Annotated in this window: 20 protein-coding genes; 1 reads left to right on the top strand and 19 read right to left on the bottom strand. The window is 46.6% G+C overall.

Annotation, left to right across the window (positions count from 1 at the left end):
• Window positions 1–12: 12 nt before the first annotated feature.
• The 12 genes from smc to ACKPCD_RS07750 all read right to left on the bottom strand — a co-directional run bounded on the left by smc (window position 13) and on the right by ACKPCD_RS07750 (window position 16,390).
• On the bottom strand, window positions 13–3,573 hold the full coding sequence (gene smc / locus ACKPCD_RS07805) for a chromosome segregation protein SMC (RefSeq protein ID WP_407702668.1): 3,561 nt from the start codon (window positions 3,571–3,573) through the stop codon (window positions 13–15).
• A gap of 31 nt (window positions 3,574–3,604) precedes the next feature.
• The gene (gene rnc / locus ACKPCD_RS07800; protein WP_068562145.1) at window positions 3,605–4,294 is read right to left on the bottom strand and encodes a ribonuclease III; all 690 of its coding nucleotides are present in this window, start codon (window positions 4,292–4,294) and stop codon (window positions 3,605–3,607) included.
• A 541-nt stretch (window positions 4,295–4,835) separates the two neighbouring features.
• Window positions 4,836–6,608 (bottom strand): oligopeptide ABC transporter substrate-binding protein, encoded by a 1,773-nt coding sequence (locus tag ACKPCD_RS07795; RefSeq protein ID WP_321432881.1) that lies wholly within the window; start codon window positions 6,606–6,608, stop codon window positions 4,836–4,838.
• A gap of 14 nt (window positions 6,609–6,622) precedes the next feature.
• A complete protein-coding gene (locus ACKPCD_RS07790) occupies window positions 6,623–7,498 on the bottom strand; it encodes an ABC transporter permease (protein WP_321434551.1) in 876 nt (291 codons plus the stop codon).
• A 119-nt stretch (window positions 7,499–7,617) separates the two neighbouring features.
• The gene (locus tag ACKPCD_RS07785) at window positions 7,618–8,565 is read right to left on the bottom strand and encodes an ABC transporter permease (protein WP_321432880.1); all 948 of its coding nucleotides are present in this window, start codon (window positions 8,563–8,565) and stop codon (window positions 7,618–7,620) included.
• A gap of 2 nt (window positions 8,566–8,567) precedes the next feature.
• Window positions 8,568–9,509, bottom strand: a complete 942-nt coding sequence (locus tag ACKPCD_RS07780; RefSeq protein WP_068562148.1) for an ATP-binding cassette domain-containing protein — start codon at window positions 9,507–9,509, stop codon at window positions 8,568–8,570.
• A 1-nt stretch (window position 9,510) separates the two neighbouring features.
• On the bottom strand, window positions 9,511–10,524 hold the full coding sequence (locus tag ACKPCD_RS07775) for an ABC transporter ATP-binding protein (protein WP_321432879.1): 1,014 nt from the start codon (window positions 10,522–10,524) through the stop codon (window positions 9,511–9,513).
• A 209-nt stretch (window positions 10,525–10,733) separates the two neighbouring features.
• Window positions 10,734–10,973 (bottom strand): acyl carrier protein, encoded by a 240-nt coding sequence (gene acpP, locus ACKPCD_RS07770; RefSeq protein ID WP_068562150.1) that lies wholly within the window; start codon window positions 10,971–10,973, stop codon window positions 10,734–10,736.
• 111 nt (window positions 10,974–11,084) lie between these two features.
• Entirely contained in the window at window positions 11,085–12,125 is a 1,041-nt protein-coding gene (plsX, locus tag ACKPCD_RS07765) for a phosphate acyltransferase PlsX (RefSeq protein WP_086988416.1), read from the bottom strand.
• Window positions 12,126–12,152: 27 nt separating this feature from the next.
• The gene (gene recG, locus ACKPCD_RS07760) at window positions 12,153–14,213 is read right to left on the bottom strand and encodes an ATP-dependent DNA helicase RecG (protein WP_068562152.1); all 2,061 of its coding nucleotides are present in this window, start codon (window positions 14,211–14,213) and stop codon (window positions 12,153–12,155) included.
• A gap of 98 nt (window positions 14,214–14,311) precedes the next feature.
• Entirely contained in the window at window positions 14,312–15,982 is a 1,671-nt protein-coding gene (locus ACKPCD_RS07755; RefSeq protein ID WP_321432878.1) for a fatty acid kinase ATP-binding subunit FakA, read from the bottom strand.
• Between the two features lie 45 nt (window positions 15,983–16,027).
• Complete coding sequence (locus tag ACKPCD_RS07750) at window positions 16,028–16,390, bottom strand: Asp23/Gls24 family envelope stress response protein (protein ID WP_068562154.1); 363 nt, start codon at window positions 16,388–16,390, stop codon at window positions 16,028–16,030.
• Between the two features lie 339 nt (window positions 16,391–16,729).
• Here ACKPCD_RS07750 and rpmB point away from each other — a divergent pair, with 339 nt between their 5' ends.
• Window positions 16,730–16,918 carry a 50S ribosomal protein L28 gene (rpmB, locus tag ACKPCD_RS07745; protein ID WP_068562155.1) on the top strand — a complete coding sequence of 63 codons (189 nt, stop codon included), beginning with the start codon at window positions 16,730–16,732 and terminating at the stop codon, window positions 16,916–16,918.
• A 103-nt stretch (window positions 16,919–17,021) separates the two neighbouring features.
• On the opposite strand, the gene ACKPCD_RS07740 is transcribed toward rpmB, so the two are convergent.
• The 7 genes from ACKPCD_RS07740 to fmt all read right to left on the bottom strand — a co-directional run bounded on the left by ACKPCD_RS07740 (window position 17,022) and on the right by fmt (window position 24,475).
• Entirely contained in the window at window positions 17,022–17,684 is a 663-nt protein-coding gene (locus ACKPCD_RS07740; RefSeq protein ID WP_321432877.1) for a thiamine diphosphokinase, read from the bottom strand.
• A complete protein-coding gene (gene rpe / locus ACKPCD_RS07735) occupies window positions 17,674–18,333 on the bottom strand; it encodes a ribulose-phosphate 3-epimerase (RefSeq protein WP_321434550.1) in 660 nt (219 codons plus the stop codon). Before rpe ends, ACKPCD_RS07740 begins: the two co-directional genes overlap by 11 nt.
• A 13-nt stretch (window positions 18,334–18,346) precedes the next feature.
• A complete protein-coding gene (gene rsgA, locus ACKPCD_RS07730; protein WP_321432876.1) occupies window positions 18,347–19,246 on the bottom strand; it encodes a ribosome small subunit-dependent GTPase A in 900 nt (299 codons plus the stop codon).
• Between the two features lie 105 nt (window positions 19,247–19,351).
• The gene (gene pknB, locus ACKPCD_RS07725; RefSeq protein WP_321432875.1) at window positions 19,352–21,394 is read right to left on the bottom strand and encodes a Stk1 family PASTA domain-containing Ser/Thr kinase; all 2,043 of its coding nucleotides are present in this window, start codon (window positions 21,392–21,394) and stop codon (window positions 19,352–19,354) included.
• Window positions 21,373–22,140 carry a Stp1/IreP family PP2C-type Ser/Thr phosphatase gene (locus ACKPCD_RS07720; RefSeq protein WP_321432874.1) on the bottom strand — a complete coding sequence of 256 codons (768 nt, stop codon included), beginning with the start codon at window positions 22,138–22,140 and terminating at the stop codon, window positions 21,373–21,375. The genes pknB and ACKPCD_RS07720 overlap by 22 nt, the downstream gene beginning before the upstream one ends.
• A 27-nt stretch (window positions 22,141–22,167) precedes the next feature.
• Window positions 22,168–23,532 (bottom strand): 16S rRNA (cytosine(967)-C(5))-methyltransferase RsmB, encoded by a 1,365-nt coding sequence (gene rsmB, locus ACKPCD_RS07715; RefSeq protein WP_321432873.1) that lies wholly within the window; start codon window positions 23,530–23,532, stop codon window positions 22,168–22,170.
• Window positions 23,522–24,475: a methionyl-tRNA formyltransferase gene (gene fmt / locus ACKPCD_RS07710; protein ID WP_321432872.1), complete on the bottom strand. Its 954-nt coding sequence runs from the start codon at window positions 24,473–24,475 to the stop codon at window positions 23,522–23,524. The genes rsmB and fmt overlap by 11 nt, the downstream gene beginning before the upstream one ends.
• Window positions 24,476–24,482 lie beyond the last annotated feature (7 nt).

Below are 24,482 nucleotides of genomic sequence, written 5' to 3'. Positions count from 1 at the left end.
ATCTTCATCCCCTTAACCTATGTCTTCGTAATCTTCAAATTTTACCGATGCCAAGCGGGATACGCCGGAGTCCTGCATGGTCACACCGTACAATGCATCCGCTTCTTCCATCGTGCCTTTGCGGTGGGTGATCACGATGAACTGGGTCAATTCGGTGGATGCCGCCAAGTATTTCCCGAAACGGGACACATTCGCTTCATCCAAGGCAGCCTCCACTTCATCCAAAATACAGAATGGTACCGGTTTGACCTCGATGATGGCGAACAAGAGTGCGATCGCGGTAAAGGCTTTTTCCCCTCCTGAGAGCAGACTGAGTTGCTGAAGTTTTTTGCCTGGCGGTTGCGCTACAATTTCAATTCCAGTTTCCAACAGGTCGTTCGGATCAGTCAGCTCCAACGTCGCTTTGCCGCCGCCGAATAATTTCGGGAAGGTTTTTTCGAATTGCTTTTTGATCTGGATGAAAGTCTCCTTGAAACGCAACCGGACTTCATCGTCCATTTCGTTCATCGTATTCAGGAGATTCCCTCGGGCAGAAAGCAGATCCGTTTGCTGTTCCGAAAGGAAAATGAATCTTTCGGAAATGCGATCATATTCCTCAATCGCCCCCATATTGATTGGACCCAACTCCTCGATGTCTTTTTTCAGCTTTTTAACTTGTCGGGCTGCCTCTTCGGGCTCTTGGGTCAAGTGATGGTCTTGTTTAGCAGCTTCGAAGCTGAGACCGTACTCCTCGCTCAAGTGCGCAAGGTGGTGGTCGATGGCGATTTCGTAGCGTCCAGCGTTTGTCTCCAGTTTGGCGTGCTCACTCCATAGTTTTTGGAGGTTTTTATTTTTTTCGTTCTGTTCGGTTTCCTGAAGAGCACGATTTTGTTCGGTTTGTTTCTTTTGCTCCCGTAATTGTCTTAATTCTGCATCGAATCGCTCTTTTTCTGCACTGGCGGACTTCAGCTGCGTTGTGATCTCTTGGATGGTGAGCGTCTCCGTATCGGCCAGCTTAGCGACTTGATCTTGTTTGCCCTTCAATGAGCTGATGGCTTCCTGTTCCGTTTGGATGCGTTCGGTCGACTGTTTCACATCACGCCGCAATTGCTTTTCCTGCTCTTGCAGGACAGCAAGCTCCTGATCTGCTTGCTGGCGGTTCACCTGAACGTCCTGCAGCAGTTTCAAGCGTTCCTCTTCATTCAAGCTGGATTCCGCTATATCCTTTTGAAGCTGATCGATTTCTTTGTTAAGGATAAGCAAATTTTTTTGGGCTTGAGCCAATCGCGTTTGTCTATCTTCTTGCTCTTCATAAAACATGCGCTTTTCATATTCATGCGCAGCCGATTCTTTTTCTTTCGTCGCAATTTCGGCTGTCACTTGCTGCAGGGAAGATTCCCTTTGCTGCAGTTCAAACTGTTTGATTGTCGCTTTTTGGCGTTTGTCATCTAATTGTTCCTGCAAGCTTTGTTGCTGCAGCGACCATTTTTCTTGCTCCCGTTTCAGCTGATTGTATTGTACGGACAGCTGTTGCACGTATTCGGTCAGCTTATTTAGATTATTTTTGCGGGCCAATAAGGACGCTTCTTGTTGACGCCTCGTCGCGCCACCCGTCATCGATCCACCGGCATGGATGACATCCCCTTCCAGGGTTACGATCCGATAACGGCTCTGCAATTTTTTGGAAATCTGAAGGCCGTCCTGGATATTTGACGCTACGATCGTTGTCCCCAACAGACTGCTGACGATCGCTTTGTACATTTCCTCATGACCGATCAGCTCATTCGCGATGCCGATATATCCGGGGCTGGCTTCTAATGTCGCCCGCACAGACGCGGGCAAGGACTTGCCCTGGATGACTGTCATCGGCAGAAAAGTGGCGCGCCCTAAGTGTTGGGCTTTCAGAATGCCGATACACTGTGATGCAGTGCGTTCATCGGCTACTACGATGTGCTGCATAGTGGCTCCCAGTGCAATTTCTATGGCCAAGGTGTATTTTTCTGGAACTTGGATCAATTCGGCGACGGGACCACGGATACCCGGAACACTTTCCCTTCTCCGCAGCATTTCCTTTACGCCTTGATAATAACTGGCATAGCTGTCGTCCAACTCCTGCTGGCTCTCACGCCTTGCTTCCGCCTGCTGCAGATTCCGGGTTACGGTATCCAACTCCGCATTCAGTTGTTGGAGTTTGGATACGAGCTGGAAGCTATTCTGTTTGCAGTCCTGCAGTTCCGATTCCAGATTGGCGTTCTCTTCAACAAACGTGACGTATTCCTCATTCAACGCTTGCTGTTTCGCTTTTAGTTGGCGCAGATGCTTCCTGAGTTCGTCGCCTTTCGAAAGGAAACGGTGCTCTTGTTCGGTTGCGAGCGTCATTTCTTTTTCAAGATGGACGGTTGTGTTGCGGTTGCTGGATTGTTCCTGCAGCTTGTTGATGTAATCATTCCGGAGTTGTTGGACAAGCTCCGCCTTATTTTGCGTCAGCTGTGCTTCCTTTTCGGAAAGGCTCGCTCTTTTTTCAGAGAGATTTTTCCTTACTTCCACTTTCGCCGCAAGTTCAGTCCGTAAAGCTGCCAGATTGGCTTTTTCAGTCTTGATCAGTGCCTCTTTTTCAGCGATGATTTGGGCTTGCTCTTCTTGATTTTTAGATGAGTACATTGCCCGTTGCTGGAAAATCTGCTTTTGACCTTCCAGCTGTTCCAATTTCTGGATGACTGTTACGTAACCGGTCTGCAGTGTTTCCAACTGTTCGTCGCAAGCATCCAGCTTTTGCTTGAGTTTCTTCAAGGCAGCCTGCGTGACCGCAAGCGATTGTTCTTCCATGCTAATTTTTCGGTCATAATCAGCCAGCTCGCGTTTGCTCATTTGCCACTGCGCATTCAGCCTCTCAATTTCAGAAGCGGTCAAAGCAATTTCAATCTCGCTTAATAACGTTTTTTTCTCCTGGAAATCCAAAGCTGTTTTTCTTTGGATTTCCAAAGGAGCGAGTTGGCTGTTGATTTCATGCAGGATGTCCTCAACCCGATTCAGATGCTCTTCCGTTTGGGACAGCTTTCGTTCAGCACTCGTTTTACGATTCTTGTATCTGGCTACTCCGGCAGCCTCTTCGAATATGACTCTTCTGTCCTCAGGTTTGTTCTGAAAAATCTGTTCCACTTTCCCTTGCGAAATCATGGAAAAAGAATCTTTTCCGATGCCTGAATCCATCAATAATTCCGTTATGTCTTTCAATCGGCATGGCTTTTTATTGATGAAACAGTCACTGTCGCCATTGCGGTTGTATCTTCTGGTGATGCTTACTTCGCTGAATTCCAGCGGCAGAAATCCGTCCTCGTTGTTCAGGATGAGGGTAACTTCGGCAATGTTGACAGGCTTGCGTGTCTGCGACCCGGCAAACACGATATCATCCATTTTTTTGCCGCGCAGATTTTTTGCGGATTGTTCCCCCAATACCCAACGGACAGCTTCAGAAAGGTTGCTTTTGCCGCTTCCGTTCGGTCCTACTACCGCTGTCACACCTTCATCAAATTCGATTACGGTTTTGTCGGCGAATGATTTGAAACCCGACATTTCTATTCTTTCAAGATGCAAAGAAAACATCCTTTCCGGTGAAACTTGCTTTTCATTTTTTTAGAGATTCCAAAGCGTTTTGTGCCGCTTTTTGTTCAGCTGCTTTTTTGCTAGGGCCTTGACCTTGACCCATCACTTTTCCGAATGCCCGCACTTCCACATCGAACTGTTTTGCATGTGCGGGCCCGTCTTCACTCAGAAGAATATATTGGATATCCACATCCCCGTTTTTTTGTAGTTCTTCTTGGAGGCCGGTCTTATAATCCATCACATGTGAAAAAGCATCCTCGTTTAACTTGGTGATCATGACTTGGCTAATGAACTTTCTGGCGGCTTCGATTCCTTGATCAAGGTAAACGGCCCCAATGAACGCTTCGAATACATCGCACAGCAACGCTGGTCGTTGCCTTCCGCCCATATTCTCTTCCCCTTTACCCAAACGGATATAAGAGTCGAAGTGACAATCCTTCGCGAAAGCAGATAAACTAGGTTCGCAGACGATTTGCGCCCGCAGACGGGTCATTTTGCCTTCATGCCACGTGTCATAAGTATGAAACAAATAATCGGAGATGATGACTTCCAGGACCGCGTCTCCCAGAAATTCCAACCGCTCATTGTCCTGCAGTGCCAGATGACGATGCTCATTCACATAAGATGAATGGGTAAATGCTTCATGCAAAAGTTTCTCGTTCCTGAAAACAATGGAGAAATCAGTTGCTATTTGTTTGACTATTTTTTCCAATTCATTCCCTCCTTTCCTTGAATGGACTCATTATTATCAAAGTACTTTTGAAAATAGCGTCCTTTTTGATTATACGACAAATGTGTACTATTAGCACGAAAATTTAGTTTCCGGAAAGTCCACCCGTAACTAAGAAAAGCTGAACGGGTTCGTTCAGCCCTGAAAGAAATTTAGGAAATCTGTCCAGGCAACGTTCCCTACGGTCACCTTGTACTGGGGCTCTAAGGGATGAATCCCTAAGAGTCCCATGCAACTGAGCATCGCAGAGCGCAATTGCTGAGAGACTTTCTGCGTCAGCAGATTAGTCGAACAGTATGTCTTGGCTCGCAGAGACAAGAGGTTCCTTATTCTTCTTTCCGAAGGGCTAACCCGTGAAGCTGGACATCATTTTTGATACATGAAACATTTTCCAAACTTGTGAAACACCTACGTTGATGCACTTTTGAGTTGAACAAATTTTATAAATCCCTCCATGCTGAAAAAAAAGGCCTGGACAAAAGTCCGGCCCTTGCTCATTTAAGAAATTTTGTTTGCATGCACATTACCGGACAGGTTCTTCCGATGTCAGTTCGATGGTTTCCCATCCTCTGGTTGCACCATAACGGATATTGAAGTTCTTTACGCGGTTGTTGACGGCAAAAATCTGTGTCTGCCAGAAAGTAGGGATGACAGGTGCTTCCTCGAACAGCAACGCCTGCCATTGTCGGTAGATCCGCATACGCGCATTTTTATCCAAAGCACTCGCAACGTTGAGCTGATCCACCAAAGAATCATTCTTTTCGCTGGACCAGCGGGTGTAGTTGAGAGCACTTGTGCCGCTGAACATTTCGGTCGGATTAGGATCCATGCCTATGTCCCAAGTTGCCTGATAGGCATCAATAGACGAATCATCGGAGGCAAGCATATCATGAAACTTCTGGTATTCAATCAATCTACCCGTGGCGAGCGAGACATTCAAACCGATTTCTTGCCATTGTTGGATATAGTAAGCAACAACGGTCTCAGCCGCATCTCCCCCTGAAACTGCCGCAAAGTTGATTTCGAGTTGCTCTCCCTCCGGCGTTTCCCGGAAACCATCGCCGTCATTGTCCAGATAGCCAGCCTCATCCAACAGACTTGCAGCCTTCTCCGGATCATAACTGAAGCCAACCGCCTCATCAGCACTGACGCCTTCGAATACGGATGGAATCATACCGTTTGCCGGTTGCCGCAGTCCATCGAAAAGGACCGCAGCGACAAATTCGTTATCGAGCGCATATGCCATCGCTTGCCGCAATGCCGCATCCGCCATTTTGGAACTCAGATTCAGGCTGTTGTCGCCGGCTTCAACATCTCGGGATCCTAATTTGAACCCGATATAGGTTGTCGCCAATTCTTCTCTGCCCAGCAAGGTTATATTATCAAAATCTTTATAGGTTTCGTAAGAACTCGTCGGCATGATTGCGACGTCATAATTCCCCGCTTCCATTTCGGATACAATCGTCGCCGAACCCACAACTTCCACGAGGATATGATCCAACTTCGGTTTCCCTTTCCAATAATATTCATTGGCTTCAAAAAGGACCGACTCTCCCGGAACGATTTCTTTGACCCGAAATGGACCTGTCCCAACAGGTTGTTCACGCAGTTGAGCGGAGCCAGCCATTTTCGAAACAGGGATACTTTCAATTTGGTGCCTCGGCAGCGGTTGACTCCATAAGGCTCCTCCGGCCTGAAAAATGGATGGATTCAATTCTTTAAAAGCAATGGTGAGGTGCGTATCATCCAAAACTTCGATTCCGCTGATCGCATCAGCCGTACCTTCATGATACTCGGTCATGCCCAGAACATTCGCAAAGGCCTCTCCATAAAGAGAACCGGGATAGTCCGGATGCCCGATTACTTCATAGGCATAAAGAATATCATCTACCGTGAGTGCCGCCCCGTCAGACCACTTCAGATTATCCTGCAAAGTGATCGACACTGTTTTTAAATTTTCATTTACAACAAAAGTGGCCATGCCGGCCTGGGTAAGCTGGAAATCCTCATCATAAGAAAAGATGGATTCATGTGAAAAGCCCATTAGTTCCTCGTCATAAGAATCTTCAGAAAAAACCGGGTTGAAGATACCCTGGAAGGAAGATTCAGCAACCAGCGCGTATTTCAACATTCCTCCGGTGATGGCAGGATCGTCGTTGTTCATGACAGTGTCGAATTCCTGTATGACAACGGATGAATCGGACACGTTCCCATCCGTTTTCGATAGAATGTTCTCATTTCCGCAACCGCCCAGCAACGCAGCCAAGAAGAACGATACAATCATTTTATTAAGCATTCTCATCCTCCTTATTATGCTTGCATTTGTTTAGCATCGGCCGCACGCCGCAATGCCTGTCCGACATAAATGATGCACAACAACATTGCAAAGATGAATGTGGATGCTGGTAACCATACCCATAAATAGTTCTCAAAGACGGTCGGAGAGATTGCGTAACGTAACAAATTGCCAAGGCTTGGCACGGTTGACGGCAACCCAAAACCCAAAAAACTCAAACCTGTTTCCATCCCGATATTCCTTGCCAATGACATAGTCGTGTTGATGATGACAAGTGAACCAAAATTAGGCAAGATTTCACGGAACATGATCAGCAAGTCGTTTGTCCCTGCTGTTTTGGATGCCCGCACATAGTCACGTTTGGTTTCAGATTGCGTTCGGTTTCGAAAAACCTTTGATTTCCCTGCCCAACTAAATGCGCTCATAAGTAAAATGAACGTAAAGAGATTGTACTCCGATAGGGTGGTCATCAGCACGAGAACCAGCACACTTGCCGGGAGTACCATGATGAAATCTATAAAGCGCATGAGCAGTCTATCCAATAAACCGCCGTAATAGCCGGAAAGCAGACCCAATCCGATTCCGATGAATCCATTCAGGGCTGTCACAGCGGTGCCCGCCATCAGTGAGGTGCGGGCTCCCAGCAACAGCTGCCCCAGCACATCCCGTCCCGCTTCGTCCGTACCCAACAGATGTCCTTTGCCCGGTGAGGCGTACCTGTTCAATAGATCTACCTGCATGACTTGGCTCGCATCAAAAAAAACGGATCCCACAAAAACCAGTAGCAAGAGTAAACTGAGCGTTCCTAAAGCAATAACCGCCAACTTATCTTTTCGGAATTCTTTCAGCAAACTGCGGAAATCGACAACCGTCCTTGCTTCCTCATTCATTTCGTGGCTCGAACGGTTCTCTCCTGCCGCAAAGGAAGCTATCTCCGTCTTCAGCTCTTCCATTCTTCCTGCTTTCTTTTCTTCCTCCGTATTCAACATATCCCCCCTTTTTACTTTTACTACCTCATCCTGACGCGCGGATCCGCAATGGTCAAAATGATGTCAGATACTAAGGTGCCAACCAAAGCAGCCAGCCCATAAGTCAGCAACAAGACAACGATGACACTGAAATCGCGTGATTCTAAAGAACTGATGAACAATCGGCCAATCCCCGGGTAGGAGAAGATGTACTCGATAAAAATACTGCTCCCAATGAAACCGGTAATGTCATAGCCGAACAGAGACGTTACCGGCATACTCGCTTTCCTAAAAATGTGCTTCCGATAAACCATGCTCTCCGGAACGCCTTTCGAGCGGGCTGTCAGTACATAATCTTCTTGTTTGGCTTCGATGATGCCTGATCTTAACCGTTGGATATTGCCTGCGGATGCCGAGAGGGCAAAAGTCAATGCCGGTAAGACTACGTGATAGAGCCTGTTCCAAATAGAGACAATCGCACTCTGAGATTCCGGCAACAACGGCATCCCCCGCGTCGGAAATAATTCCAGTTTGAATCCAAAAAGCCAAACCAACACCAAGGCTACAATAAAAATGGGCAAGGCAAAACTGATGCTGTTCAATAACCGAATGACTTTATCACCCATGGAGTCATTAAAACGTCCTGCATAAATGCCAAGCGGAACTGCGATCAAGTAAGACAACAAAAGAGAGACCGTTGCTAAAAAAAGTGTGTTACTCAGCCGCGCGCCTATCAGAACTTCCACAGGCATCAAGTAGGTATAACTGAGGCCAAAATCCCCGTTGAGCATATTCCCGATCCACTGCAGATAACGAACATACCAAGGGTTACCCAGAGTTGCGGTCATGCTGCCCTGATCCATCCCCTGAATGATGCGCCCAGTCAACGGATCTCCTGGCATCCATTGTGCCAACGCAAACACCAACAAGCTGAACGCCAGCAATTGCGGAATGATAAGCAAGGAGCGTCTCAGAATTTTGTTCCACATGGCTACCACTCCCCCTTCGATGGTTTAACGGCAACCCGATGCGTTTCCGAAAATGGGACCAAGTCGCTGATACGACCGTCCTTTGCCAGATAGCTCGCCATACTTTGTTCGTATTCTGATTCTATTTCCCGCCGTAGACGCTTATGTAACTCCCGATTGCCTGGATCCAAATTCGGAATTGCGGAAAGGAGTCTTTTCGTATAGATATGTTGAGGATTTCGATAGATGTCTTGCTTGTCTCCGTATTCCACGAACCTTCCTCGGTACATGATTGCCAACTCATCACACATCTGCTTCACGACGCCAAGGTCATGGGAAATGAAAAGATAACTGAGTTTGTACTCTTCCTGGATGCGTTTCATGTAATTCAGCACTTGCGCCTGAACGGACAGGTCCAATACTGAAATGGGTTCATCAGCTATGACAAATTTTGGCCGCAGCGCAACCGCTCGTGCCAACGCAATGCGTTGTCTTTGACCCCCGGTGAATTCGTGAGGATACCTTTGCAGTGCATCTTCCGGCAACCCTACCATTTCCAGTAGTTCCAGGACCCGTTTCTTCTCCTCCTGCAGGGAAAACTGCTCAAAATTATGCAAAGGTTCGGAAATGATTTGTCCGATTGATTTTTTGGGGTTCAAGCTCGCACTCGAATCCTGAAAAATCATCTGGATATTTCGTTTGTGGGGCGATTTTCTTTTTCTTATTGCAGCGGTCACGTCAATGCCTTCATAAATGATTTGACCGGCAGTGATCCGCTCCAACCCGACAATCGCTCTTCCGACTGTGGACTTGCCGGACCCTGATTCCCCCACTAAACCGTAATTTTTCCCTTCTTCCATCAACAGACTGATGCCGTCAACTGCTGCAAGGCTCTTTTTCTTGAATAAGAAGTCGCTCTTGATCGGGTAATGAACCTTCAAATTTTTGATTTCCAAGTGTCCCATCTTAATCACTCTCCCCTTCAAACTGGAAGGACTCATGGCACGTGCATCTGACAAAATGACCTTTGGAAACCTCATGCATTTTTGGTGACTCTTCATGTGCAGAAAACGGGACCCAAGGAATTCGCTCGGCAAAACGGCAGCCCTTTTTTGGCAACTGTTGCAAAGATGGAACATCCCCTTGGATCACATAGAGTTCTCCAGCATCCGGATCGCACGTCTCGTTCATTTGCGGCATCGAGCGCAACAAAGATCGGGTATAAGGATGCTTTGGATCCGTAAAAAGATCGACAACACCGGCCGATTCAACAATTTGCCCTGCGTACATGACAGCGACCCTATCCGCAATCTCGGCTACGACACCCAAATCATGGGTAATCAAGATGATTCCGGCACCCGTTTCGTCCCTCACCTCGCTCAATAAATCCAATATTCGAGCTTGCACAGTTACATCCAAAGAAGTCGTCGGTTCATCTGCGATGATGATTGGAGGCTCACAAGCAATTGCGATGGCGATTCCAACCCGCTGGCGCGCTTCCCAAGACAGCTCATGCGGGTAGCGAGCGGCCGTTGCGTTCGGATCATCCACCTTAACTTGGGTCAATAGTTCGCACACACGCAGCTCACGCTCCTCTTTTGTCATCTTGGAATGATAAAGCAGCACTTCTTCTATCTGTTCGCTCACCGTCATCAAAGGATTGAGGGCCGATAGAGGATCTTGAAAAACCATCCCGATGTCGTTTCCTCTTATGCGATTATAGAGCGTCTCATTCAGATCGATGAGATTCAGGTTCTGATAGATGATTTCTCCAGAAATCCGCGTATTCACCTTATTATGGAGTCCGACGATCGTTGTTGCGAGGGTACTTTTCCCGCAGCCGGACTCTCCTACAATCGCTAAAATTTCATTTTTTCCCAAACTGAAGGAAACATCATCGACTGCATCATAATAGTTATCATCCATCCGGAATGCAGTATGCAAAGCATTTATCTCCAACAAAGGTCTTCCAATTCCCATCGTGCGCCCCCTCTCATGCTTATATAACAAACTTGAGGAAATATCTTCTAACATTATACGTTTAAGCACATCCAAAAACAACCGCCATTTCATCCATTTTTAATTCATTTCATATTTCTGCCATAATCATCCATCTTGGCCTGAAAAAAAAGCAACATTGGCATTGGAGAACCGTCAATGTTGCTTTTGTCGTTAAATTATTGCGATCCTTATTTTTGAGAATCGATGTAGTCAACTGCATCCCCTACTGTGATTATCTTCTCAGCATCTTCATCGGAAATCTGCACTGCAAAGACATCTTCCAGCTCCATAACTAGTTCAACAATATCCAATGAGTCTGCTCCAAGGTCGTTTTGGAAAGTCAACTCTCTCGTAACCTTTGCTTCATCGACACCGAATCGTTCAATAACCATCTTGGCTACTCGCTCAAAAGTAGTTGTATCTGCCAAGCGTTACACCTCCATTATCGTTCCATAACCAATTACATCATATTTACTGGAAATATTTTGTAAAGGCTCACATCTATTCTACCCATATGCCAATCTTTTGTCTATATTTTTTTATTTTGGCTGGATTTGGTTTACGGACTTGTCATTCATTGCATCAAAGTGCTTCACGACATCATCAATGACGTGGGAACTGATGATTTTGCGGATCTGTTTCACTGTGTGGTAGACAGCGACTTTGTCCGCAGATCCATGTGTCTTGACGACAGGCGCCCGCAATCCGAACAGCACAGCTCCTCCGTGCTTCGAATAATCCATCGTATCTTTGATCTCCGAAAAGGAATCCTTGATCAGCATACCGCCGATTTTAGTCTTCAGACCGCCTGAAAGCAATTGGGTTTTGATCAACTTCAGCAAGGACATTGCCGTACCTTCCATTGTTTTTAGAACTGCATTCCCTGTAAATCCGTCCGTCACGACAACATCCGCAGCGCCAAGCAAAATTTCCCGTGCCTCTATATTACCTGTGAAATTGAGTTCAGAGTCCTCTTCCAACAATACATAGGCTTTTTTGGATAGTTCGCTGCCCTTCGTTGCTTCGGCACCATTGTTCAACAAAGCGATTCTTGGATTTTCGATGCCTTGCACAAACTTGGCATAATACGAGCCCAAAAGGCCGAACTGGTAGATATTCTCCGGTTTGCAGTCAGCGTTTGCGCCAGCATCCATCAACAGGAATTGTCCATTTTCTTTCCCGATGACTGGCAGAATCGGCATCAAGCCAGGTCTGTCGATCCCTTTGATGCGGCCGATGATCAATAATCCGGCTGCCAAAAGCGCACCGGTATTCCCTGCCGAAAATAAAGCGTCGGCCTCCTTGTTCTTGACTGCTTGAGCAGCAAGCACCATCGAAGCTTGTTTTTTTCTACGGATTGCTTTGACGGGTTCGTCATCGCTCTCGATCTTTTCGGTCGTATGCACGATTGTGATTTTTCCACCTTCGGCATATTGATCCCCTAAAGCCTTACGTATTTTGGCTTCGTCGCCAAAAAGCAAAAACTCCAGATCATTAAATTCTTTGCTGGCCATTAAAATGCCCTCTACTATTGCTTGTGGCGCAAAATCCCCGCCCATCGCATCGACAGCGATTTTCATAAATCGTATACCTCACTTTTGTTAGTTTCACTGTAGTCTCTTCAACTTCTCTTTTTCGCGTTCGACTGCTTCCCGCAAACTTAAGTAGTTTGGATTGCTTTCAAAGTCTGGTTCGCGTGTGATTTGGATAGCGTCATTATGCGCAATATCCAGGATGACGGCATCACGTACAATATCTCCGGATTTGAAATCGGGCAAGCCTGATTGTTTGTTTCCGAAAAGATCACCCGGTCCGCGCAGTTCCAAATCCCGTTGGCTCAGGTAGAAACCGTCAGTCGACTCCACCATGATGCGCATGCGCTCCTTGCCGTTATCGGTTTTCGGATCGGCAACCAACACGCAATAGGATTCTTTGTCTCCCCGGCCCACTCGACCACGCAATTGGTGGAGTTGCGATAATCCGAATCGGTCGGCATCTTGGATGACCATCACTGTCGCATTCGGCACGTTCAGGCCGACCTCGATGACTGTTGTCGATACCAGGATCTGCAGCTCGTTGTTTTGGAAACTGCGCATGATCTGATCCTTTTCTTCGGACTTGAGACGGCCGTGCAACAGACCGATTTGGTACGTTCCTTTGTAATAGGCCGTCACGGCTTGATGCACATCTTCCGCATTCTTGACATCCAGCGATTCGGATTTCTCGATCAGAGGCGTGATGATGTACGCCTGTTGTCCATTATCCATCTGTTTTCGAATGAACTCAAGTACATTTTCGATCTTGTCCGATTTGTTCCAGATCGTTTTGATCGGTTTTCTGCCGTCAGGCATCTGGTCAAGCACTGAAACATCCATTTCGCCCATCGTGGTTATCGCCAACGTCCTCGGGATCGGCGTAGCAGTCATATACAAAACATTCGGGTTGTTCCCTTTTTCATTCAGCTTGTGCCTTTGCTGGACACCGAAACGGTGCTGCTCATCGGTGATGACCAGGCCCAGGTCGGCAAAAACGACATCTTCTTGGATCAGTGCGTGCGTCCCGATGAGGATATGCAAGTCCCCTGATGCAAGCCGGTTCAACAATTCTTTTCGGTCCTTTGCCTTCGTGCTGCCGGTAAGCAGGGCGACGGAGACATCAGTATATTCGAACAGACTCTGCAAGGTGCGATAATGCTGTTCCGCCAAAATCTCAGTGGGAACCATGAAAGCCCCTTGGTATCCGCCCAGGACGGTAGCCATCAGGGCGATTACCGCTACGATCGTCTTGCCGCTGCCGACATCCCCTTGCAACAGACGGTTCATTTCATAAGGTTTGCGCAGATCCCGGCATATTTCGTTGACGACCTTCTTTTGCCCATCCGTAAGTTCGAACGGCAAAGTCGCTATGAATCCCTTGAGCTTGTCCACGTCATAAAGGATCGGAATGCCTCGGTTATTCGTTTTGCGGCTCCGCTGCAGCATCTGCAGGCGCACTTGGTAAAGGAAAAACTCTTGATAGATGATTTGCCGTCTCGCTTGCTCGGATTCTTCATCATTTTTGGGAAAGTGCATCGCCCGGATGGCTTCCCTGTGGGTCATCAGGTGATAAGTCTGCTGCAAATGCTGCGGAAGTATCTCGGGAATGACCGAGGAATAAAGTTCGATCGCCTGTTTGATCAGATTCAGGATGGTCTGCTGTTTGATCGTCTTGTTGACATGATAAATGGCGGCATAATCATCCTGTCCGTTCGAACTGCCGAGGATCTTCATCCCTGCCAAAGTTTGGCGTGCGCGTTCCCATTTACCGAAAATCGCAACCTCATCCTCAAGCATGATTTTTTGTTTCAGGTAAGGCTGATTAAAGAAGGTAACCGATATGATGGCATCTTCGATGGCTAATTTGAATGATAGCCTGCTTTTTTTAAAACCGTAATGGTGGACGACCGGAGCCGTCACGACTTGTCCTTTCAGCGTCACTTTGTCCGAATCTTCGATTTCGTCCAATGTTTTGACTTTTATGTCCTCATAACGGAAAGGAAAGTGTGTGATCAGATCATAGATCGTATCAATGCCCAACGAATGCAGCGCCTCAACCCTCTTCGGTCCTACATGGGGCAACTCCCCGACTGGATCATAAATATCCAATTGCTTGTTGTCTTCCGCTTCCATCCGTTCGCCTCCTTTCTTCTGGGAGCAGGACATTTCTCAGATCAACCGTTTTTTGAAAAAGAAAAGCCGAACAGAGAAACTCGTTCAGCTTTTTCAGATTATTCTACAGAAAGAAGATAACTGTATACCGGTTGATTTCCTTCTTGCACTTCGACTTCCAAGAAGTCATATTCCGCTTCGATGACCGCTGCAATCTCTTTGCTTTCGTTCTCATCGCTGTCTGCCCCGAAAATGATGGTCACGATTTCGCTGTCATCCGTGATCATTTTTTTCAGGGTTGCTATCGTTGCGGCTTTTCTGTCCTTGTCGGCCGTCAGGATTTTCCCGTCGACGATTCCCATGAAGTCGTCCTTGGTGATGGCCAATCCATCTATGACTGTGTCGCGCACGGCATTCGTGATCTGCCCGCTGACAACATTTTCCAGTTCGGCAGTCATGTTGGCTTTATTGGTTTCCAAGTCTTCTGATTCATTGAAGGCAAGCATAGCTGACAGACCTTGCGAGATCGTTTTTGAAGCCACTACTACAACATCCGCATCAGAAACTTCGGCAGCCTGATCTGCAGCCATGAAAATATTTTTGTTGTTCGGCAAAATGATTGTTTTTTCGGCATTTGTACTTTCGATCGCCTTGAGGATATCTTCCGTGCTTGGGTTCATCGTTTGTCCGCCATTGATGATTGTGGTGACACCCATGCTCTTGAACAGGGCATGCACACCTTCGCCGGCAGCAACAGCTATCACGCCATAAGGAATTTTTTCAAGTTTTTTGGCAGGCGTATCGGCTTTTTCAAGGACTGCATCATGTTGCATGCGCATATTGTCCACTTTTATTTTCATCAGTGAGCCGAATTTTTGGCCGTAGTTCATGACTTCCCCAGGGTATTCGGTATGTACATGGACCTTCACGATTTCTTCGTCTGCTACGACCAATAAGGAATCTCCAAGTTCGTTCAGATGATTACGGAATGTGTCATAATCAAAAGTGTCCGTAACGGTTTCACCTTCGCCTAATTTGACCATGATTTCTGTACAATAACCGAATTGAATATCTTCTGACGCAATTGCGTGCGAAACGTTATGATAATTTTCTTGGTGAGCGATTTCGGTGACATCCGCTTGTGAGACAACCTTTTCAGCTGACTTCACTTTTTCTCCGGTCAACGATTCCATAAATCCTTCGTAAATGTACACCAGCCCTTGTCCGCCACTGTCGACCACGCCTACTTCTTTCAGTATAGGCAACAGATCGGGTGTCTTATCCAACGCAATCTGCGCCACCTTGAGGACTGTTCCCATCAATTCGATGATGTCATCCGTATGTTCTGCTTTTTTCATACCGGCTTTTGCAGATTCGCGCGCAACCGTCAAAATGGTGCCTTCCACAGGTTTCATGACCGCTTTATAAGCTGTCTCGACGCCGTGGGAAAAGGCCTCCGCAAAATCAATTGTACTCAAAGTTTTTTTGCCTTCGATCGCTTTTGAAAATCCTCGGAATAGCTGAGATAAAATGACGCCTGAGTTCCCTCTCGCCCCCATCAATAAACCTTTAGCCAAGTCCGCTCCTAATTGATCAATTGTCGCAGCATTCGACAGCCTTACGCGTTCAGCTCCAGATGTGAATGATAGATTCATGTTTGTACCTGTGTCTCCGTCCGGAACAGGGAACACATTCAAAGAATTCACATATTCTGCATTCTCGCTAAGGCGTTCGGCGCCGATTGCGACCATCGCCTTAAAGTCTTCCGCTGTTAATTCAGTTCTCTTCACCTTATAATCCTCCTTCACCATATAACAAATGGTGATCTGTAATCTTTAGTCCTTTAAAACTCTTACGCCTTGGACGAACACATTCACTGTATTTGCGGAAAATCCCAACATCATTTCAAGGTTGTACTTGACCTGCGTTTGCACATTCCGGCAAATTTCTGAAATTTTAGTGCCGTAGAGTACAATGATATAAACATCAACAGCAACTCCATTATCTTCTTGACGAATAACGACACCGCGTGAGTAGTTCTCTTTTTTCAATATTTCACTGATATTATCTCTGATTTGATTTTTGCTCGCCATGCCGACAACTCCATAATTATCTGTCGCGGCTCCGCCCACTACCGTAGCGATCACGTCGTTCGATAAGTCAACCATTCCATATTGTGTTTGGATTTTAACTGCCATTTATAATAGCCTCCTTAATGTATGCACACAATCGTAATTATAAATTATGATAGCATATTTTATACAAAAGAAATAACTTTTTGCGATTAAATTTCTCATTTACGGTCGATTTGCGGCAATTCTTATTGATTTCCCACCGTTTTCCAGTTTTCTTATCCAGCACTAGTGCCTTTTCAATGACAACATAGTACAGACATTTGATGATGACATCATTAAAAAAACAGCTGTCAAGTATTTTTCCTTTAAAACAGTTGCATTCACTTTTAAATTATGATAAATTAATCAAGTGTATGAATTGGAAAGAAGCTTTGCTTCTGTAACAGCAAAGGAGGAAAGAAAATGTCAAAAGAATGTTTCGTAACAGGACGTAAAAGCCGTTCAGGTAATAACCGTTCCCACGCTATGAACTACACAAAACGTACTTTCAAACCAAACTTACAAAAAGTTCGTATCTTAGTCGATGGAAAACCTAAAAAAGTTTGGGTTTCTGCTCGAGCTTTGAAATCTGGTAAAGTTGAAAGAGTATAAAAATATAGATGAGCCCGGGACCATGTCATGATTCCAGCTCATCTTTTTTTATTTCCCGTCCTAAAATTAAGGAAAGTGGCCGCAATTGTTGTGGCCACTTTCCTTATTCGCGCTTATCAGAGCTTTGGATGACTGCCAATAGGCCAGATCCAAAAGAAAACGTCATCTCTGTGTCCTTGAATTCATTACTGACCAAAGCTATCGGGTACTCGTAATCTTTTCCGTTCAACGGATAGGCAACTCCAGTCAGCTTCAGTTCTTTGATCGGAGTCATGCCGATGAACGACAAGTATTTTTTCCCCTCTTCTTTCTTTAGCACATAATTACCCGGCAGATAAAATCGCAGCGTATTATGGCGGTCGATTAAACTGACCTTACCCGTCATCTGTTTCACAAGTGGATGGAATGCCAACCACAAATTACTCATCAGATGGTCCAGACGCCCTCCGAAAGCTCCCAAAAGAATGATTTCCTCCGGATTGAACATTTCAATCGCATAAGCAATAGCCGCCTCAGTATCCGTCTCATCTTTTTGTGCCGGGAGTACACGGCAGACAAGACTTTTCTTTTTGATGTCTTCCATTTCTGAAGGGGTGACAGAATCAAAATCACCGATTGCCGCATCAAAATGCGGGAGCAGTTCGGCAAGCTTCAAAGCTCCGCGGTCTGCGCCCACCATCCGATGACTTGTCGCATAACGGCGGACCAAAGCTGCGACATCCGTCAGGTCACCACCGACCACAATCACAACTTTCTCAGACTGCATTGTGGCAGGCATCCTTCAGTCTACTGATGGCAGCGGATGGATTTTCATCGTCATAGATGTAAGAACCCGCTACGAATACATCAGCCCCTGCTTTGATGCATTTGACGATCGTCTCGTGGGTAATCCCGCCGTCGACTTCGATTTCGTAATGATAGCCATGTTTTTCGCGCAAGGTAGCTAACTCTTCAATTTTACCCAAGGTGCTTTCGATGAAGCTTTGGCCACCGAAGCCCGGGTTGACGGTCATGACGAGCACCATATCAACATCGCCCAAAACGGGTTTTATGGCTTCTACGCTTGTTCCCGGATTGATGACGACACCAGCTGCTATATTTTCATTTTTGATCATCTGGATTGCGCCATGGATATGGTCAGTAGCTTCCACGTGGATCGTTATGATATCGGCACCGGCTCTGGCGAAAGCCGGTATCAATTTTTCAGGTGTACTCACCATCAAATGACAATCCAACGGTAATTTTGTATGCGGTCGGATTGCCTGTACAATATTTGGACCCAAAGTTAAGTTGGCGACAAATTGACCGTCCATTGCATCAATATGAATGTAATCGGCACCCGCTTGTTCGACTAACTTGACATCTCTTTCTAAATTCGCAAAATCAGCACTTAATATGGATGGAGCAATTTTCATGTTCACACGCACCTTATCTCTTATTTTTTTTTATGTACATCGGTTTGCGGCCTACAATTTCCTCATGGAACTGCAGATAGTGTTCGTATCTGTACGGAGCCACTTCTCCGGATGCAACAGCCTCTTTCACCCGGCAATTCGGCTCGTTGATGTGCATGCAGCCGGCGAATCGGCATTGATTGCGCAGCGCTTCAAAGTCCGGGAAAAAAGAAGGCAGATCGACCGCTTCAATGTCGATCAAGTCGATTGTACTGAAACCAGGGGTATCGGCAATCAGCGCTTCCCCAACCGGATGCAACTCGACATGCCGCGTCGTATGGCGGCCCCTGCCCAAAGCGGTCGAGATTTCACCTGTCAACAAATCCAATTCGGGCATCAGTTGGTTCAACAAAGTTGATTTCCCGGCGCCTGATTGGCCCATAAAAACAGCCATCCCTTTACCCATGGTCTGGACCAGTTCATCCAAAGAAGATGTATCCGGATAATCCGATAGAATCATCGTATAGCCGATTGCTTCATAATAGGTTTTATACTGAAGCATGTCAGCTTTAGCCTTGTCGTCCAACAGATCTATTTTTGTAACGTAGATGATGGGACTGATGTTATTTGCTTCCAGGTAAACCAAGAAACGATCCACCAAATAGGAAGAAAAATCCGGTTCGATCGCCGACATCACAATGACACCGCAATCGACATTCGCCACCGTCGGACGAACCAATTCATTTTTCCTCGGGTAGATGTCCAACAGAACGCCCTCCGTTAAGTTGTCACTTTCGAAATCGACAAAATCCCCAATAAGCGGAGCCATGTTTTTCACGCGGAAGTTTCCTCTCCCTCTCGTCTGATACGTTTGACCATCCACATACACATAATAAAATCCGCTTATTGCTTTCCTGACTTGTCCTTTTTGCAAATCGACAACGCCTCCTAGTTTGATTCTTTCTCTCTATTCTACACTGTTCTACAAAAAAATGACAAACCATTTTGATGTTTGTCATTTTTTGTAGCCTATACAATTCTATTGCGTCAATTCAGAAGCTTCGCTGATGACTTCGCCATCCCTTTCGATCCGGTAGGAAGCAGAGCTGCCTTCCAGAATGCGGAAGTTTAATGTCACAACTTCATCTGCTGAAATATCGAACTCACGGAATACATCACTGAGTGTATGATCTTCGTCCTGCACATAAATGACGATATGGTTCGGTTCTTTAGAAGTACTGCTGACATTCGCATTGCTGTTGGCATTTTCACTACCTTGACCATTGTTGCTCTCAGAAGCGGATTCCGATACGGTTGCCGGAAGATAGGGAATTGTGATGGTACGGCTGAAGGAAACCACTTGTGGTTCTTCAGGGCCTCTTGAAATCACCACACTCAAGGCATCACCGGATACAAACGCGGATCCGCCGGCAAGACTTTGACTTACAACCAGACCTGCTGCAATCGTGTCTGAATAAGCTTCCGTGATCGTCAACGAAAGTCCGTATTGCCCTGCATAATCCTCGACGCTTTTTCTCGTGTATCCCGATAAATCGCGCATCGTATAAGATTCATTTCCGTCGCTCACCAGAAATGAGAGCGTAGTTTCGCTAGGTTTTACCTCCGCGCCAGGCTCAATGTTTTGGCTGATGATATTGCCTTCTGCTACTTCGCTGCTGAATTCATGAGTCCTTTCGATCGTGAAGCCTTCTTTACGCAAGTCTTCGAATACACGTTCATATTCTTGGCCCTCATAATCGAGAAGCGTGAACAATTCCTCGCCCAGACTGATGATAAGATCGATCTCATCACCGGCTGCAACGGATGAACCGATTTTTGGTGATGTTTCAATGACAGCATCTTCTTCTATTTCATCATTGTATTCTTCCGTTATATTTCCTAATACCAACCCGACATCTTCCAAAGCAAGACGTGCGCTAGCTTGGTCCATATTGGACACATCCGGCACAGTCACGGCATCTGCTTCCTGGTTATTGTAAAAGAAAAGGAAAAAACTGCCGATCAGGCTCAAAAGGAACACCGCAAAAAGAAAAAATAGCCACTTCTTCCGTTTTTTCTTGCCTCCAGCTGCTTCTCGCCCTGGCTCGAACTCGTGGATCGCTTCAGTTTTCACGCTCTGTGGTGGCGAAATGATCGTTTTTTCGATATCCGCTTTAGCCACTACTTCAGCGGATAAAGGCGTGAGCACTTTGGTTTCCTGCAACAGCGATGTTGGCATAAACGGTGCTTCATTCCTACGCTCCTCGCTCAAACAGGTATCGAGGTCCGCCATCATTTCTTCACAGGTAGCGTAACGATCGAGCGGTTCCTTGGCAGTGGCCTTCAGAATAACATTTTCAAGGCTCTGCGGTATTTCCGGCTGGCTTGCCCTGATGGATGGCATCGGTTCTTGAAAATGTTTCAGAGCGACACTGACAGCCGACTCTCCATCGAAAGGGACTGATCCGCTGAGCAATTCATACAACACCACGCCCAAAGCGTATATGTCCGATTTGGAAGTGGCCATACTGCCTCTGGCCTGCTCCGGGGACAAGTAATGAACGGATCCCAACAGCGTATTCGTCTGAGTGATTGATGTTTCCGACAACGCGACTGCAATACCAAAATCAGTAATTTTGATGCGATCCTGATTATCGATCAGAATATTTTGTGGCTTGATGTCCCTGTGAATAATCCGATTTTTATGTGCCAACGCCACAGCCGACAAAACTTGGTGCATGATATGGATCGCTTTTTCCGGCAAAACACGTCCTTGGATGTCGATGTATTTTTTCAGATCCGTGCCATCGATAAATTCCATCACGATGTACTGCAATTCATCTTCTTCATCTACGTCATATACACCTACAATATTCGGATGAATCAATTGCGTGGCCGAAAGAGCTTCACGCTGGAAACGACGTAGAGCGTCCGTGTTGTTACGGAAGTCAAATCGCAACACTTTGATGGCTACTGGCCGATCCAGAATCAGATCGTGTCCCAGATAAACGTTCGCCATCCCACCGCTTCCGATATGCCTGACAATTTTGTAGCGGCCGCCTAATTTCTTTCCTGCCTCCACAACGGTTCCCCCTCTCTATGCGTAAAATCAGCCAAAAGCACTGTGATGTTGTCCAGGCCGCCAGCAGCATTCGCTTTATCGACCAAGGAAAGGACTTTTTCTTCAAGAGGAAGCCATTCCTTCAGCATTTGGGCGATCTCTTCATCATCCATCATGTTGGTCAGTCCATCGGAACATAGCAATAACAGGTCCCCCTGCACAAGCGGCATGGCGATGATATCGATATCCAGTTTCCTGGAAACACCCAACGATCGCGTCAAAATGTTCTTTCTTGGATGATGCTGCGCTTCTTCCGGGGTTATTTCACCTGACTTGATGAACTCATTCACCAAAGAATGGTCTTCTGTAATTTGGCGGAGTTTATAATTTCTGTAGACATAAGCCCGGCTATCCCCGATATTAGCAAAAACGATTTCCTTGCCTACAATGGCTGCGGCTACCAAAGTCGTTCCCATCCCGTCCAGATCGCTGTAATCCAATGATTTTTGAAAAACAAGATCATTTACCCGCTGAATGTTGGCGATCAACCAACGGGACAATTCTTCGCTGTTCGTGAAACAGGACCCTTTCCAGGCTGCTCCCAGATGGGATACCCCCATTTCACTGGCGACGTCACCAGCTTTATGGCCACCCATACCATCACATACGATCATGAGCGGTTGTCCGGCTTCATTCATGAAATAACTAACATAGTCTTGATTGATTGCTCTATTTAGGCCTCTATCACTTTTGAAGGCTATCTGCATTCTTTCCCCTCAATTCTTTCTTATCATTTACCTTTTTACCATACAGCTGATGAAAAATCCATCCGTTCCATAATCATGCGGATAAATTTGCACGAATCCTTCAGCAGTGAAAGATTTTTTATCCAAATATTCGGAGCGTATCGGGACAATTGCAAATTCAGCATGATTTTCAAGGAATGTCCGTACAGAAATTTGATTTTCTTCTGTAGTCAGTGTACATGTACTGTATACTAAACGTCCACCTTTTTTCAACAACGAACTGACCGAGTTCAGAATCAGAATTTGTTCTTGATGCAAATCCAAAAAGTCCTGTGCATTTTTCACATATTTGATTTCCGGCTTCCGGCGCATCAATCCCAGCCCCGAACAAGGTGCATCAACATAAATGACATCAAAGGATTCCGGTGCGAATGCTTTAACGGCTTCTTTCGCATCCAGAACGCGGGTTTCGATGCGATCGGACACATGCAGGCGCTCGGCATTTTGGTTGATCAAACTTATCTTGTGCTCATACATATCCAGTGCAATGACTTTTCCGTTATCCGGCGCTGAAAGATAACTGGCCATGTGCGTCGTCTTCCCACCCGGCGCGGCACAGCTGTCCAAAACCAGAAAACCCTTTTCAAGTTCTCCGACCGGCGCGACCAATTGGCTCGATTCGTCCTGAATCGTAAGGACGCCCTCTTTGAATAGCGGCGAGTCAACGATTTTTCCACCGCGGATCCGGATGCCTACCGGCGATATAGGACTTGGGATCACATCGTAGCCATCCGTTTTCAGCAGTTCGACAGCCTCTTCCCGGGACAGTTCATTTGATTGCAGTCTGACCGAGACGAACGGATCCTCCAATAAGGAGAACGCCATCTTTTCGGTTTCCTCGATACCGATTTTTTCGATGAAATAAGCGACTAGCCATTTCGGCATGCTAGCCCCTACGCTGATTCGTTTCTTGACATTGCTGATCGTTTTCCAGTCACGCAGCCCGCTCCGCTGCACATTCCGCAGTACGCCGTTCACATAACTGGCGATGCCCGCGTGGCCCTTAACTTTCGCTATCTCTACGGCATCGAAAAGGACAGCGTGATCCGGAATCTTCGTCAAATAAACCATCTGATAGGCGGAGACACGCAATAAGTTGTTGACCCAAGAGAGCTGTTTTTTGGGATCTTTGATGTATGACGAAAGGCCATAATCCAAGGTCATTTTCCGTTGGATGACGCCGTAGACAATCTCGGTCAACAGGCCTGCATCTTTCGGCGACAACTTTTCGGACTGAATGACTTTGTTCAGCAACAGGTTGGAATACGCGCCTTCAGTCTCTACGCTCTCCAATATATCAACAGCCAGATAGCGTACTGTGTGCTTAATTTTATTTTTAAGTTTATTGTCCATCCGCTTCAAACCTTGTACCTTCATGGATTTCGCAGACGCTGCCCCGCAGGTAGTCTGCCGCTGACATGCGTTTTTTCCCGGCAGGTTGGAGTTCCGTCATTTTGAAGACGGTGCCTTCCCCACATGCCACATAGAGGGCTTCCTTGTCTGTTGCGAATACTGTTCCCGGGTCATGGGTCGTACTATTTTCGACAGCTTGTCCAGCCCATACTTTGATCCTTTGCCCATCCAAAAGCGTATGCGCCACTGGCCACGGACGCATGCCACGGACTTGGAAGGCCACTTGTGCAGCCGTTTTGGACCAATCGATGCGTTCCTCTTCGCGCTTGATGTTCGGCGAAAAAGTGGCTGCGGATTCATCCTGCTCTTGCGGCACGAGATTGCCTTGGAAAAAATCAGGTAACGTTTCGATCAAAAGATTCTTGCCGAGTTCGCTCAACTTCAAAAACATCGTCCCGACATCATCCTGCTCGGTGATGGGGATGGCCCTCTGCGCCAACACAGCCCCTGCATCCATTTTCTTCTCCATGTACATGATCGAGACTCCGGTCTCTTTTTCCCCGTTGATGATGGCGTAATGGACCGGTGCGCCGCCGCGATATTTCGGCAATAAAGAAGCATGCACATTGATGGAGCGGAAACGCGGAGCGTTCAGCAGTTTGACCGGGAGAAACTGCCCATAAGCCGCCGTCACAATCAGGTCAGGATTCAAGGCAATCAGCTCTTCCATTTCTGGCGAGCCAGAAATTTTTTCCGGCTGATAAACCGGCAGGCCATGCTTCAGCGCGGCTTCCTTCACCGGAGACGGTGTCAATATTTTCTTTCTGCCTACCGGGCGGTCCGGTTGTGTGACAACTGCGATCACGTCATACTCATGCTGTAATAAAGCCTCTAAAATGGGCACTGAAAATTCCGGGGTACCCATAAAAATGATTTTTTCCATTTGTATA

Origin of the sequence: Trichococcus flocculiformis (assembly GCF_963662535.1) — a bacterium.
Taxonomy (GTDB): Bacteria; Bacillota; Bacilli; order Lactobacillales; family Aerococcaceae; genus Trichococcus; species Trichococcus flocculiformis.
Note: the sequence above shows the minus strand (reverse complement) of the source record. Positions and strands in the feature narration are given on the sequence as shown.

What these genes read in the sequence shown, in the direction of transcription:
- ACKPCD_RS07795 (WP_321432881.1), bottom strand. Translation starts at nt 6,608, where the DNA reads ATGCTTAATAAAATGATTGTATCGTTCTTCTTGGCTGCGTTGCTGGGC.
- ACKPCD_RS07790 (WP_321434551.1), bottom strand. Translation starts at nt 7,498, where the DNA reads ATGAATGAGGAAGCAAGGACGGTTGTCGATTTCCGCAGTTTGCTGAAA.
- ACKPCD_RS07785 (WP_321432880.1), bottom strand. Translation starts at nt 8,565, where the DNA reads ATGTGGAACAAAATTCTGAGACGCTCCTTGCTTATCATTCCGCAATTG.
- ACKPCD_RS07780 (WP_068562148.1), bottom strand. Translation starts at nt 9,509, where the DNA reads ATGGGACACTTGGAAATCAAAAATTTGAAGGTTCATTACCCGATCAAG.
- ACKPCD_RS07775 (WP_321432879.1), bottom strand. Translation starts at nt 10,524, where the DNA reads ATGGGAATTGGAAGACCTTTGTTGGAGATAAATGCTTTGCATACTGCA.
- plsX (WP_086988416.1), bottom strand. Translation starts at nt 12,125, where the DNA reads ATGAAAATCGCTGTCGATGCGATGGGCGGGGATTTTGCGCCACAAGCA.
- recG (WP_068562152.1), bottom strand. Translation starts at nt 14,213, where the DNA reads ATGGAAGCGGAAGACAACAAGCAATTGGATATTTATGATCCAGTCGGG.
- ACKPCD_RS07750 (WP_068562154.1), bottom strand. Translation starts at nt 16,390, where the DNA reads ATGGCAGTTAAAATCCAAACACAATATGGAATGGTTGACTTATCGAAC.
- rpmB (WP_068562155.1), top strand. Translation starts at nt 16,730, where the DNA reads ATGTCAAAAGAATGTTTCGTAACAGGACGTAAAAGCCGTTCAGGTAAT.
- ACKPCD_RS07740 (WP_321432877.1), bottom strand. Translation starts at nt 17,684, where the DNA reads ATGCAGTCTGAGAAAGTTGTGATTGTGGTCGGTGGTGACCTGACGGAT.
- rpe (WP_321434550.1), bottom strand. Translation starts at nt 18,333, where the DNA reads ATGAAAATTGCTCCATCCATATTAAGTGCTGATTTTGCGAATTTAGAA.
- ACKPCD_RS07720 (WP_321432874.1), bottom strand. Translation starts at nt 22,140, where the DNA reads ATGCAGATAGCCTTCAAAAGTGATAGAGGCCTAAATAGAGCAATCAAT.
- rsmB (WP_321432873.1), bottom strand. Translation starts at nt 23,532, where the DNA reads ATGGACAATAAACTTAAAAATAAAATTAAGCACACAGTACGCTATCTG.
- fmt (WP_321432872.1), bottom strand. Translation starts at nt 24,475, where the DNA reads ATGGAAAAAATCATTTTTATGGGTACCCCGGAATTTTCAGTGCCCATT.